This is a genomic window from Sulfitobacter sp. HI0040 (assembly GCF_001634885.1).
Lineage (GTDB): Bacteria > Pseudomonadota > Alphaproteobacteria > Rhodobacterales > Rhodobacteraceae > Sulfitobacter.
The window spans coordinates 1-12458 of sequence record NZ_LWEX01000014.1 but is presented as its reverse complement, the minus strand read 5'-3'; the positions used below and the strand labels follow the sequence as shown (position 1 = coordinate 12458).

12 protein-coding genes, 1 tRNA gene and 1 pseudogene are annotated in these 12458 nt (G+C 65.1%); 6 read left to right on the top strand and 8 right to left on the bottom strand.

Annotation, left to right across the window (positions count from 1 at the left end):
- Positions 1 to 266 precede the first annotated feature (266 nt).
- The gene (locus A3728_RS01640; RefSeq protein WP_443069418.1) at positions 267 to 848 is read left to right on the top strand and encodes a diguanylate cyclase; all 582 of its coding nucleotides are present in this window, start codon (positions 267 to 269) and stop codon (positions 846 to 848) included.
- Here the strand turns inward: A3728_RS01640 and A3728_RS22130 are convergent.
- Positions 786 to 1235: pseudogene (locus A3728_RS22130) on the bottom strand (LysR family transcriptional regulator); the annotation flags it as partial. The gene A3728_RS01640 and the pseudogene A3728_RS22130 overlap by 63 nt on opposite strands.
- 102 nt (positions 1236 to 1337) lie before the next feature.
- Between A3728_RS22130 and A3728_RS01630 the strand changes: the two are divergent.
- The 4 genes from A3728_RS01630 (at position 1338) to A3728_RS22600 (ending at position 6208) form a co-directional block, all read left to right on the top strand.
- Entirely contained in the window at positions 1338 to 2897 is a 1560-nt protein-coding gene (locus A3728_RS01630) for a proton-conducting transporter transmembrane domain-containing protein (RefSeq protein WP_067919677.1), read from the top strand.
- Complete coding sequence (locus A3728_RS01625) at positions 2894 to 5257, top strand: YbcC family protein (RefSeq protein WP_067919675.1); 2364 nt, start codon at positions 2894 to 2896, stop codon at positions 5255 to 5257. Before A3728_RS01630 ends, A3728_RS01625 begins: the two co-directional genes overlap by 4 nt.
- 391 nt (positions 5258 to 5648) lie before the next feature.
- Positions 5649 to 5738: transfer RNA gene (locus A3728_RS01620), tRNA-Ser, on the top strand.
- 110 nt (positions 5739 to 5848) lie between these two features.
- Positions 5849 to 6208 (top strand): hypothetical protein, encoded by a 360-nt coding sequence (locus tag A3728_RS22600; RefSeq protein WP_150120605.1) that lies wholly within the window; start codon positions 5849 to 5851, stop codon positions 6206 to 6208.
- A 210-nt stretch (positions 6209 to 6418) separates the two neighbouring features.
- On the opposite strand, the gene A3728_RS01610 is transcribed toward A3728_RS22600, so the two are convergent.
- Positions 6419 to 6865: a hypothetical protein gene (locus A3728_RS01610; RefSeq protein ID WP_067919672.1), complete on the bottom strand. Its 447-nt coding sequence runs from the start codon at positions 6863 to 6865 to the stop codon at positions 6419 to 6421.
- Positions 6866 to 7035: 170 nt separating this feature from the next.
- Between A3728_RS01610 and A3728_RS01605 the strand changes: the two genes are divergently transcribed.
- On the top strand, positions 7036 to 7581 hold the full coding sequence (locus A3728_RS01605; RefSeq protein ID WP_201722138.1) for a hypothetical protein: 546 nt from the start codon (positions 7036 to 7038) through the stop codon (positions 7579 to 7581).
- 81 nt (positions 7582 to 7662) lie between these two features.
- On the opposite strand, the gene pcaC is transcribed toward A3728_RS01605, so the two are convergent.
- The 6 genes from pcaC to A3728_RS01575 all read right to left on the bottom strand — a co-directional run bounded on the left by pcaC (position 7663) and on the right by A3728_RS01575 (position 12419).
- The gene (gene pcaC / locus A3728_RS01600; protein WP_067919668.1) at positions 7663 to 8055 is read right to left on the bottom strand and encodes a 4-carboxymuconolactone decarboxylase; all 393 of its coding nucleotides are present in this window, start codon (positions 8053 to 8055) and stop codon (positions 7663 to 7665) included.
- 19 nt (positions 8056 to 8074) lie between these two features.
- Positions 8075 to 9241 (bottom strand): 4-hydroxybenzoate 3-monooxygenase, encoded by a 1167-nt coding sequence (gene pobA / locus A3728_RS01595; RefSeq protein ID WP_067919666.1) that lies wholly within the window; start codon positions 9239 to 9241, stop codon positions 8075 to 8077.
- A 116-nt stretch (positions 9242 to 9357) separates the two neighbouring features.
- Positions 9358 to 10047: a Crp/Fnr family transcriptional regulator gene (locus tag A3728_RS01590; RefSeq protein WP_067919664.1), complete on the bottom strand. Its 690-nt coding sequence runs from the start codon at positions 10045 to 10047 to the stop codon at positions 9358 to 9360.
- A complete protein-coding gene (locus A3728_RS01585) occupies positions 10040 to 10828 on the bottom strand; it encodes a tyrosine-protein phosphatase (RefSeq protein ID WP_082850970.1) in 789 nt (262 codons plus the stop codon). Before A3728_RS01585 ends, A3728_RS01590 begins: the two co-directional genes overlap by 8 nt.
- Entirely contained in the window at positions 10825 to 11631 is an 807-nt protein-coding gene (locus A3728_RS01580) for a metallophosphoesterase family protein (RefSeq protein WP_067919663.1), read from the bottom strand. The genes A3728_RS01585 and A3728_RS01580 overlap by 4 nt, the downstream gene beginning before the upstream one ends.
- Positions 11631 to 12419 carry an ATP-binding cassette domain-containing protein gene (locus tag A3728_RS01575; RefSeq protein WP_067919662.1) on the bottom strand — a complete coding sequence of 263 codons (789 nt, stop codon included), beginning with the start codon at positions 12417 to 12419 and terminating at the stop codon, positions 11631 to 11633. Before A3728_RS01575 ends, A3728_RS01580 begins: the two co-directional genes overlap by 1 nt.
- Between the last annotated feature and the right edge of the window lie 39 nt (positions 12420 to 12458).

The following is a 12458-nucleotide window of genomic DNA, read 5'->3' as shown; positions in this document are numbered from 1 at the left end:
AACCCGCCCCCATCTTCGAACGCGCGGGCCGTGCCACGCTGGTGGCCCCCAACCCGGTCGAGGGGCAGCGCTGGATCCGCTGCCTGCGCGCGTCGCTGGGCGGCAGCATCCGCTATTGCGCCCCCGCCGCCGCCCTGCGCGACGCAGGCCTTGACGGCGGACCGGACGCCTTTGTCCTGGTCCAGCCCGAAGACCCCCAATCGCCCGAGGCCCTGCGCCTTGTCTCGGCGCTGCGGGCCAATGCGGCCACGCGGCACAGCGGCATCATGATCGTCCAGATGGCCCCCGACCCGGGGCTTGCCGCCCATGCGCTGGACCTTGGCGCCGACGACGTGATGACCGACGGCTTCGAACCGGCCGAGCTTTCCCTCCGCCTGCGGAACCTGATGCGCCGCAAGCAGATGGATGAACAGATGCGCGCCACGGTGCGCACCGGCGCGCAGGCGGCGATTTTCGATCCCCTGACCGGGCTGCACAACCGCCGCTACGCGATGCCCCATCTGCAGCGTATCGCGGACCACGCCCGGGCGACGGCCCGGCCCTTCGCGGTGATGCTAGCGGATCTGGATCATTTCAAACGGGTCAACGACCGGCATGGCCACGCCGCGGGCGATGCCGTGCTGGCCGAAACCGCCACCCGGTTGCGCAGCAACCTGCGCGCGATGGATATGGTCGCCCGCATCGGGGGGGAGGAGTTCATGATCGTCATGCCCGGCTCCACCCTCAAGGAGGCGAGCGCCGCCGCCCTGCGCCTGTGCAACGACATCAGCGGCACACCGTTCCGGGGGCGGCGGATCGGTCAACAGCACCACGTCGAGAGCGAGATCCTCCAACCCGCGCAGCAATGACAGGCTGCTGCCAGAGGATAGAACCAGCTCGGCCTTGGCCGCCAGCGCGGGGCGCAGGAAACGCAGCTGAAAGTTGCGCGAGAGCGTAGAGAGGGCGCCGACCCGAAGCGGCGCATGCGCAGCACCCCCTTCGGTGAGCGTAGCCACGAGGTCATCACCGACAGCAAAGATGCGTTCCGCATGATCGAGCGCGATCCGCCCCGCTTCGGTCAGTACCATCGCTCTGCCGGTACGCTCGAAAAGCAGATGACCCAGACGTTCCTCCAACTGGCGAATCTGGGTGGACAGCGCGGATTGGGACAGGTTCAGCAGGGCGGCGGCACGGGTCAGGTTGCCCTCTCGGGCAACCTCCTGAAAGTAGCGCAGGTGGTGATAGTTGAGCCGCATATCGTTCTATTAATCAGAACGTTTCCATCCATACAATGTATTTTTATTTAAGCGAAGCGGGCTTTACCTCGGCGGAAACATTCATCCCCCCGGAGGTTTTCGATGGGTTATCTGCTTCTGCTTCCCCCGCTTCTGCTCGCCCTCGCGGCGCTCGCGATGCGGCTTTCGCCGCCCCCCCGCGGGAGCTGGCGCTTGCGTCTGCCCGAGATCGCGGCGCTTGGCGCATTGGCGGTGGCGGCGCTCGCCACCGTTCAACTTACTATTGCGGGCCCCTCGACGAGCCCGCTGATCGGCTTCGCTTCGATCGGTTTTTCGGCGCGCACTGATATCGTCAGCATTGCAATGACGTTGACGGTTGCTTTCGTCGGCTGGGTGGTACTGCGGTTTTCGCGCGTGGCGCTTGACGGGGAGGCGCGGCAACCGGCTTTCATGGGCTGGATGGCGGCCACCATCGCCTGTGTCCTGCTGCTGGTAGGCGCGGGCAACATCGGGCAACTGGTTCTCGGCTGGGTCGCAACCGGCTTTACCCTGCACCAGTTGCTGCTGTTCTATCCCGAACGTCCCAGAGCGCAGCGCGCCGCGCGGAAAAAGGCGCTGAGCGGCATCGTGGCCAGCACCGCGCTGTTGATCGCGGGCGGTATCCTCGTCTTCGGCTTCGGCACATCCGACATCGCGGCCATCAACGCCGCCGCGCAGGCGGGGGAGGGGCCGTCGCTGTTGTGGCTGGCGGCGCTGCTGATGGCTGTCGCGGCGATCTTCAAATCCGCGCTGGTGCCGACCCACGGCTGGTTGACCGAAGTGATGGAGGCGCCCACACCTGTTTCGGCCCTCTTGCATGCGGGCGTGGTGAACGCCGGTGGCTTTTTGCTGATCCGTTTCGCCGATGTGTTGGTCGCTGCCCCCGGTGTGCTGGCGGTGCTGGCGCTGGTCGGCGGGTTTAGCGCCCTGATGGGGGCGGCGGTGGCGCTGACACAGCCCGCGGTCAAGACTTCGCTTGCCTGGTCCACCTGCGCGCAGATGGGGTTCATGGTGCTGCAATGCGGCCTCGCGCTGTTCCCGCTGGCCCTTCTGCATATCGTGGCGCATTCGCTCTACAAGGCGCATGCCTTCCTCTCCTCCGGCGGGACGGTGGCCGAGGTGATGGCGACACGCCGCCCCGGGCCGGTCGCGGTGCCGAACCTCGGCGCCGTGGCGCGGGCCTTCGGGCTGGCGATTGTGCTCTACCTTGTGGTGGGGCTCGGCTTTGACATCACCGGCAAACCGCCGCAGACCGTGGCGCTGGGGGCGATCCTGATCTTCGGCGTGGTCTACCTGATCGCCCAAGGGCTCGCCGATCAGGCACCCCGGGCCCTGACCTGGCGGACGGTCGGGCTGTCGGTGCTGGCGACGGTTGCATATTTCGCCCTGCAACAGGGCGCCAGCTGGGTCGCGGCGGGCACGCTGCCACCCCCGCCGCCGCCCGACGGGCTGATCTGGGCGACGATTACCCTTGCACTGGCAAGCTTTGCGGTGGCCGCCGTGGCGCAGACGACCTTTCCCCTCTGGGCGGGGCATCCTGCTGCCGCGGGCCTGCGGGTGCACCTGATGAACGGCCTTTACCTCAACGCAGTTTTTGAGCGGCTGTCCGGCCGCTGGACCCCAAATACCGGAGCGACACAATGAACGCGCATATCACCTGGCCCGGCCACACGCTGGAGCTTTTCGCCTGTGCCGAAACGGCGATGCGGCAAATCCCTCCCGCCTTTCCGCTCGATGCGACCGTGGCGGTCAACCCGTGGCTCGGACAAGTCAAAGAAGATCGCCGTCTGGCTGCGGCCCGGCTGGCCCGCTTGGGCGGGGGGCGCATGTTCCTGCCGCGCGGGGCTGTCGCTGCAATGATCTCGGCGGGGGGCATTTCGGCGGAGGATCTTTCCGCCGCGGCTTCTGCACATGGCTTCGCGGTGGATGATCTTCAGGGCGCAGCGGGGCGGGAGGAGCCCGCGGTGCCGGTTCTGGCGACGGTCGCGGACCTTGCACAGAAAGCCGACGGTATCGACTGGCCGGCACTTCTGGAGGAACGGATCGGCCTATGGGCCGGCGGGCATTTCGACCGCGGGCAGGCCTTTTGGCCCGCGCCCGATATCGGGGCCTGGGCGGGTTGGCGTGCCTTTGCCAGTTGCGATCTGACACCGGAGATCGCGGGCCTGACGGGATTCTCGGCCCGGGTGGCGGCCATGTCGCTGCATCCGCGCGCAGCCTTCGGAGAAGCCTGTACCGCGCTGGGGCTGACGGCAGAGAACGCCCCCCTCTACTTTCACCGCCTGCTCGTCACCCTTTCAGGCTGGGCGCAATACGCCCGCCACCTCGGCTGGGTGGCTGAACGGGACGGGGGCCGGGACAGCACCCTGTTCGAGCTGCTGACCATCCGGCTGGCCTGGGATGCCGCCTTGCTGGAAACCGGCAAAGCCCCGGCAGAGGCATGGCAGCAAGCGCAGGCCGAATACGCCCAGCCGATAAAGGCCGATCGTGAGACGCTTCTTGATGCAGCGCTGCAGGAAGCCCATGACCGCAGTGCGGAGCGTCGGCTCGCCGATCAGTTGTGGCAGCGCGGGGCGGATACGTCTGACGAGCCGCCCGCCATTCAGGCAGCCTTTTGCATCGATGTGCGGTCCGAGCGCCTGCGCCGCGCGCTGGAGGTGTCCGATCCGCAAATTCACACCATCGGTTTTGCGGGTTTCTTTGGTCTGCCGGTGGGCCACCGGAGCCATGCCTCCGATATCGTCGAGGCGCGCGCCCCGGTCCTGCTGCGCCCCGGGATCAGGACGCAGGCAGCGGACAAGAACCAGGACGATGCGGGCGAACGTGTCCACCTGCGGACGATCCGGGCATGGGGCCGTTTCAAGCGCGCTGCCGTCTCGGCCTTTGCCTTCGTGGAGGCGGCGGGGCCGCTCTACATCGGCAAGCTGCTGCGCGATGGCCTTGGCCTCCCCAAACTCAAGGGCCCCGATGCGCCGCCAGAGCTGAACCTGCCACTGGCGGAGCGGGTCGCCGCTGCCGAAGGCGTGCTGCGGGCGATGTCGCTGACCGAAGGCTTCGCCCGCCTCGTGCTGATCTGCGGACATGGTGCCACGGTGACCAACGCGCCCCATGCCAGCGCCCTGCAATGCGGCGCCTGCGGTGGCTATGCGGGTGACGTCAACGCGCGGCTTCTGGCGGGGCTGCTGAACGAAGATGCGGTGCGCAGCGGCCTGCGGGAGAAGGGGATCTACATCCCCGCAAACACGCATTTCGTGGCTGGCCTGCACGACACCACCTCCGACGCGGTCCGGCTGTTCGACGAAACGCTGCCGAGAAGCCATATGGCCGAAACCGATCGCCTGCGCGGCGCCCTGGCCCGCGCCGGTGTCCTGACCCGGATTGAACGCGCGCAATCGCTGCCCCATGGTGCGGAGGAAACGATGGCACGCCGCGGCAGGGACTGGTCGGAAGTACGGCCCGAATGGGGCCTTGCCGGATGCCGCGGCTTCGTCGCCGCCCCCCGGGCGCGCACGGCCGGGCAGGACCTCGGGGGTACGGTGTTCCTGCACGATTACGATTGGCAACAGGACCAAGGCGCCGCCACGCTGGAACTTATCCTGAGCGCACCTGTGGTCGTGGCCAGCTGGATCGCCCTGCAATACCACGGCTCCGCCGTCGCGCCCGAAACCTTTGGCGCGGGCAACAAGCTGCTGCACAACGTCGTGGGGGGCATCGGCGTGCTGGAAGGCAACGGTGGCCCCCTGCGCGCGGGCCTGCCGTGGCAATCGGTGCATGACGGCGAGACACCGCGCCACGTGCCGAGCCGACTGGTGGTGGCAGTGGAGGCAACGGAGGAGATGATTTCCCGCGTGCTTGGCCGCAGGCCTGAAGTCCGTGCGCTGTTCGACAACGGCTGGCTGACGCTGTTGGCCCTCAAGAGCGACGGTGCCGCTGCCCGCCGCTACGAGGACGGTGGCTGGGTGGCCAGGGCGGCAGGCGACGCGGCCATAGATGTGGCGGCATGAGAGGGGCGATTGGGGCGAGCGGCGGATCGCACCGGTGATCACGCTTGGCGAGGAGCGGGCCTTCGGCCCGGTCCCTGCCGAGCGGATGCCGCATAGCCACGGTTTCCTCCGCGATGATCGCTTCGGAAGTGCCTCCTAAAGGATGAGGCGACCTTGGCATTCGCAGTGCGCATACTTTGAAGATCGCAGAATTCTATGCGCCCAGCGATCTTGTAAAAGGTTGAACCCCCCTCGAGCCAGCACTCGGATAGTTGCTAATTCCTGCTCCCTCCGCTAGCAAATCCCGATCTTCGCGGGCCATTTCAATGGTTTGTCACGCTCCAAGGAAGCAAACCAGAAAAGCCCAATTTCGCCTTGTATCACCTAAGCTTGCGCGGCTATACCCGTCGGCGGAGACGTGGCCGAGTGGTCGAAGGCGCTCCCCTGCTAAGGGAGTAGGCGGGAAACCGTCTCGAGGGTTCGAATCCCTTCGTCTCCGCCATTACCAATTGATTTTATTGGATAAATTTGCGCTCAGCCAATCCTACCCATGCGATTTTCAGGGCTTTGAATGGCATTTTCTCCGCATCCTCCACCGCGTAAGATACGAACATGAGCATAGATCGGAAAACACTTGATGCGTTGGCAAGCGCGGGCGTTAGCCTAGTTGCTACCGTTGAAGCACCATGGGGCGGCATTACCGTAAACCTTCAACCAAGCGACGTTGAAGACTTCCTTCGTGATCGGGCTGAGTGGTTCGCTAGGAAAAATGGTGCCTTCAAATCGCAATATCTTGATTGGCTAGCCACCTACGGCGAACCGCGCTGCGGCGCAAAGACCGCGAAGGGCGCACGCTGCAAGAATTCCGTCAGCGGCGGCATACAGCGCCCCTTTGACGTTTGGTTGCAAGAAGACGGCGGCTTCTGCCATGCGCACGGCGGGGCGACAAGCAAAGAAGCGCGTGGAAAATAGCCAGTCTTTTGGTGCCCAATCGTCGTAGTCAGGCACCACGCTAGTTCCATATGGGTTGAGCGCAAGGGTGTCGCCCTCACGGCGGATAACTGCCTTCTTTGTAAGGGCGTTAATCGCAGCCTTGGCTTTCGTGGCGTCCAAACAGCACATGCTTGGCCCGCCCGGCGCGGCCCACATTAGATGGGCGCCAACGGACCCCCTTCTCCCCCGTCATGTATTCGACGTCCAGAAACAGCGGTCGAAATCGACATAGCGCAGCATCTCCTCGCGCTGACCGACGGGTATACGGCGGGAGCATCCTTCCAGAACCTCCGGACTTTCAAATACCGAAACCGTGCCGGTGGCGCCGGGATTGCCGGAGGTGCAGAGTTCTTCCCCGGGGGAGAGATATTCGGTGTACCGTCCGCCCTCTATCGTTTCCACCGCGAAATAATATCGGGTGCTGTCGCTGTTGCGCACGCAAAGGCGGTCGCGCGGCATCTCGCTGGCGGGGAGCGGGGTCGTGGGCTGATCCGGGCCTTCATCGCTGATGCGGTGGTAAATGCCGCAGCAGCGGGAGTGCTCGGGGTTAAGGAGCAGCTGCGCAGCGCTCCTGTCTTCGCTCTCCCCGATCGAATAGGGCAGGGTGAGACCCAGCCCGAGCAGCATGATCTTCATGTTGACCCTCCTGAAAGGCCCCAAGTCTGGGGCGAACGGGGGCGGGTGGTCAAATGTCGAAACATTCCGACACGCAATGGTGATGGAGTTGTGACCCTGACCGCAGGGAATATCCGCTAGGCTTGAAGGTAATTGAAATTTTAGGACAAAGATCCGGAAAGGGGCAAATGATGATTAAGAAGATGACAGCGGGAGCCCTCGCACTGACGATCGCAGGCGGAATGGCCGTGGCCCAGGACGCACCTTTCGGAACCGACGCGGATGCTGAATATGCGGCCAAGCTCTGGTCCGTGATGGAGGAGATGAACCTCGCGGGTGAAGGCATGGTGCGCAGCTTCCCCTATGAAGGTGTCGCCCCCCACGGCATGATGCTGGAAACCTTCTATACCACCGCCACGCTCGACGGGCATACCGGTGATCTCGTGGTCAAGCGCAACTACGGGCCCGAAGGTGTCAGCGTCAACGAAGTCATGGCCGACCCGGACAAGCATCTGGGCGCCCTGACTGTGATGTTCCGCCGCGAAGCGGGGTTTGACGCGGACAATGCGGATTGGTTCTGGGTGAAATATCTGCCCGATGGGTCGCTGGACAAGAACCCCAAGGGTATGCGCCTTGCGGGTAAGGTCGCCAAGGGCGCGGATCAGGGCTGCATCGCCTGCCACTCCGGTGCCGGTGACGACATGCTGTTCACCACCGATCATCTCGCCTCGAACTAATATTATCGCCTGAGATTTCAGGCTTTGGCAAAGGCCCCGTGTGCAACAGCACGGGGCCTTCTGCGTTTCATGGGTAGGGCGTCATCTTTCGGGCGGGTCTTCGGCGGCCATTTCCTCGAACGTCTGCCGGGCCAGCTTCAGCGCGTGGTTGGCGCGCGGTACCCCGGCGTAGATGGCCACGTGCTGGAACGTTTCGATGATATCCTGCTGGCTGGCGCCGGTGCGCCGGGTGGCGCGGATATGCATCGGGATCTCGTCGAAATTCCCCAGGGCCGCCAGAAGCGCCAGCGTCAGCATGGAACGTTCGCGCAGGTCGATGCCGTCGCTCGCCCAGACCGTGCCCCAGGCCGCTTCGGTGATCAGCGACTGGAACGCGGAATCGAGCGGCGTCCGCGCGGCTTCGGCCCGGTCCACATGGGCGTCACCCAGCACCTTGCGGCGCATCTGCGCGCCCTTTTCGTAGCGTTCGGTCATTCGGGTATCCTTTCCCGGGTCAATAGGGCAGGCCCACGTAATTCTGCGCCAGCACCGCCTGAGCATGTTCGTTTTCCTGCAGAAAGGCGACCTCTGCCTGCTGCATGCGCCGGTCAAAGCCGGACTGACCGGGGAAGCGGTGCATCAGGTTGGTCATCCACCAACTGAAACGCTCCGCCTTCCACACTCGGGCGAGCGCTTTGGGGGCATAGATATCGAGCGCGTCGTGATCGCCTGCGTAATGGCTGATGAGCGCCTCTGAAAGGTAGTGCACGTCCGATGCCGCGGTGTTGAGACCCTTGGCACCCGTGGGGGGTACGATATGGGCGGCGTCCCCACAGAGGAAGAGCCGCCCCCAGCGCATCGGCTCGCAGACGAAGGACCGCAGGGGCGCGATGGATTTCTCGATCGAAGGGCCGGTCTGCAGCGTTTCGCCATAGGCTGCCGGTATCCGGCGGCGCAGGGCATCCCAGAAGGCATCGTCTGACCAGTTGGCCGGGTCGTCCGCGATGTCGCACTGGATGTAATAGCGGCTGCGGCTTTTGCTGCGCATGGAACAGAGCGCGAAACCATTGTCCGAACTGGCGTAGATCAGCTCATCATGGACGGGCGGTGTATCGGCGAGGATGCCGAGCCAACCGAAGGGGTAGATCCGTTCGAATTCCTGCCGGACGGCGCCCGGAATCGTCTTTCGGCTGACGCCATGATAGCCGTCGCAGCCCGCAACATAGTCGCAGCGGATGCTGTGCCTATTGCCCCCTTGGGTATAGGACACGGTCGCGCCGTCCCCTTCGATCCCTTCGATGACGACATCCTCAACCTCGAATTCCAGCCGTGCGCCCATGGCCTCGCGCGCGGCGTAGAGGTCGCGGGTGACTTCGGTCTGCCCGTAGACGAGCACCGTCTCCCCGGTGTGTTGTTCGAAGTCGATGCGGATCTCATCGTCCCCGTAGGAAAGTACCGTTCCGGAATGCACCAGACCTTCGCGGTCCATGCGCGCCCCGGCGCCCGCGGCCCGCAACTGGGCCACCATGCCGCGTTCCAGCACCCCGGCCCGGATGCGACCCAGCACATATTCCTTTGTCTTGCGTTCGAGCACGACGGTGTCGATGCCCGCGCGGTGCAGTAACTGGCTGAGCAACAGACCCGATGGACCGCCGCCGACAATGACGACCTGTGCGCGCATGATATTCCTCCCGCGGCGCACTCTGCGCAGCGCGGCGAATAAAGTAAATGAGTTAGCGATTATCGGGAAGAATTGTTCCGTTCCGCGTTTGTGCGCCGCCTTACAGCGCAGCGGGATCAACTGGCGCGGCTTGCGCGTTTCAACCGCTCATTGTCGAGGATGTGGATGTAGCCGTCCACCACGCTCACGATCCCTGCGGCGGTGAGCTTTGACATGTTCCGGTTCACCGCTTCGCGCGTCGCCCCCAGCATGAGCGCCAGTTCGGTCTGCGAGAACTTGCGCGTAAAGACGAACCCGCCGTTCCGCTGGTCGGAATGCGCCATGGCAAGGTCCGAAAGCTTCATCGCGAGCCGTGCGCCGAGGTCGTAGAAGGCGGCCCTGTGAAGGTCTTCGGTATTGCGACGCAGTCTTTCGCACAGCAGTATGATGACATGTTCGGCCAGGTCCGGATCTTGCCGCAGGATCCCGCGGAAGCGGTCGCGCGGGAAATGCAAAAGGCGGGTCGCGCCCATCGTATCGGCGCTGGCGGAACGCTCGCCCCCGTCAAGCAGCGCAATCTCACCCACTACCTCGCCCGGCTCCAGCAGCCACATGGTCAGCTCCCGACCCTGCGGATCGGTGCGCCAGATGCGCACCAGCCCCGACACGATGATCCAGAGACCGCCCGAGGGGTCCCCCTCACGGAAAAGGGGGCCGTCCGCCGGGGGGCTCTGCACCGAACTGCAGGCAGCAAGCATTTCCAGCGAGATATCCGCAGCGGAGGAAAACAGGTAACAGCTTTCGATGATGGCCCGCCGGTCACCCATGATGAGCTTTGTTTCCCTTGTCGGTGTGGGGTTCCGGCGCCCGAAGCCTGTCCCGCAGGCGCGCCCGATCCGCAGCGGCCAACCCGATGTGGTCGAGGTATCCTTCCACCCCGCCATGGCAGTGGGCCAACTGGTCAAGCGTCGCCTCCATTGTCGGGGCCGGGCTTTCCAGAAGCCGGGCATAGCGGTCCACGTCCGCCCCGTTGTGGCGCGCCAGATCCAGCAGTTCGCGTTTCAGATCTGGGATGAACCCTTCCGTCGCGGTATAATCGGCCACGATCTCCGCCCTAGGCACCCCGGCGAGCCACAAGAGCAGGGCGGCGATGATGCCTGTGCGGTCCTTGCCCGCGGTGCAGTTGAACAGAACCGCGCCGTCGGCGGCGGCCGCCATCTCTGCGAGGATCTGGCACAGGGCCGCCCCGCGGGTTTCGATCGCATCGAGGTAGAAATGAAAAAGCGGATGATCGGCCCCGTCCCGCGGGCGGGAAAGGGCAGCAGGGGACAGGTCGTCGAACAGGGGCAGGTTCAGGTAATGCACATCGGCAAAGGCGGCGAAGGGGTTGGGCGCGCGCTGTACCTCCTGCCGGGTGCGCAGGTCGATGACGGTGCGCAGCCCGGCGTCGTGCAGGCGGGCGACTTCGCTCTCCGACAGGCGGTGCAGGCTGTCGGCGCGCAGAAACTGCCGCCACGCGGTGCGCCCGCCGTCCTGCGTGGGAAAGCCGCCAAGGTCGCGGACGTTATGGGCCCCCTCCAAGGGCAGATGGCGGCGGGACGGGCTCATCGGAATGCCCTGACGCGGTCGCCGTCCACCACGGCGATTTCCTTCTGATCGGGGCTGAGGGGCACGAAGGACACCGTCAGCCCGGTAGGCCGCCAGTCGCAGATGGCGAAACCGGTGCCTTCCACCACCCGCATAACGTCCGGTCGGAGCTGATCCACGGTTGAATGCTGCCCGTTGGCGACAATGACCGGAATCCCATGCCAAAGCGACACGCGGTTCACGTGGATATGCCCTGTCAGGATCGCGACGACGTCATGGCCCTGCAGCGCCTTTGCCAGCCGGTCGGTGCTTTGCGCATCGAGGCTGGCCCATGTCAGCTCGTTCGGGTCCACCCGGGGGGGGTGGTGCACCATGACCAGTTTGGGTACATCGCCATGCCGCGTCAGCGCCTGTTCCAGATAGTCGAATTGCGCGTCGTCGATGGCCCCCGCGATGCGCCCCGGGACAGCGCTGTCCAGCGTGATGACATGCAGGTCGGAATGGACGGCATCGTGGAAATAGGGCGTATCGCCCATGCCTTCGGAAAAGATCGCGTTGAAACCTTCGCGCTTGTCATGGTTGCCGAGGGCCAGCACCACGGGCGCCTTCAGGGGACTGAGCAACTCATTGACCAGCCGGTAGCTCTCGACGTCGCCATGGTTCGTCAGATCACCGCTGATCGCCACGAAATCCGGCTGCGGGTCCATCCCGTTGATGGCTTTGACCACCCGTTTCAGGGTGGCAGGGGTGTCTGACTGCAGATGCGTGTCCTCCAGATCCGGGTGCGAAATATGCAGATCGGTCAGGTGGATAAATCTTGTCATCAAGTAACTCCGGCGGCTTTCAACAGTGTCTTCGTATAATCGGATTCAGGTGCGCTCAGGACCCGGTCGGTCGGCCCCGCCTCGACCGTGCGACCGTGGCGCATGACCAGCAGACTGTCGCACAGCGACGCGACGACTGCCAGATCGTGGCTGATAAAGAGTATGCCGAGGCCAAGCTCCTCCTGCAGGTCCATCAGCAGGTTGAGAATCTGCGCCTGCACCGACACATCTAGTGCGGAGACCGCTTCGTCCGCCACCAGCAGGGCGGGTCGCGTGACGATGGCGCGGGCGATGGCAATGCGCTGGCGCTGCCCGCCTGAGAATTCATGCGGGAAACGCTCCGCATCGCGCGGATGCAGGCCGACCTGTTCCAGCGCCTCGGCCACCCGGGGGCCGGTCTGGTCCGTCGCCTGCGCCGCGCGCAGCGGTTCGGCCACCGACCAGCCGATCCGACGGCGCGGATCGAGCGAGCCGAAGGGGTCCTGAAATACCATCTGGAATTCGCGCCGCAGGCTGCGCAGCGCCTTGCGGGGCAGGGCGTTGGGGTCCGACCCCCGGAAGCGGATACTACCGGCATCCGGCGCCTCGAAGGCCATGACCATGCGCGCCAGTGTCGATTTGCCGGAGCCGGATTCGCCCACAACGCCCAGTGTTTCCCCGGGCGCGATCGACAGGCTCACGTCTTCGACCGCCGTCAGCACGGGCGCGGGGGCCAGCAGACGCTGCCGGGGCAGGCGGTAGCGCCGCGTCACGGCGCTGACCTGCAGCAGCGGCGGGGGCGTCGTCATGTGCCCCCCTCGCCGAGCAGGTGGCAGCGGGCGGAGCGC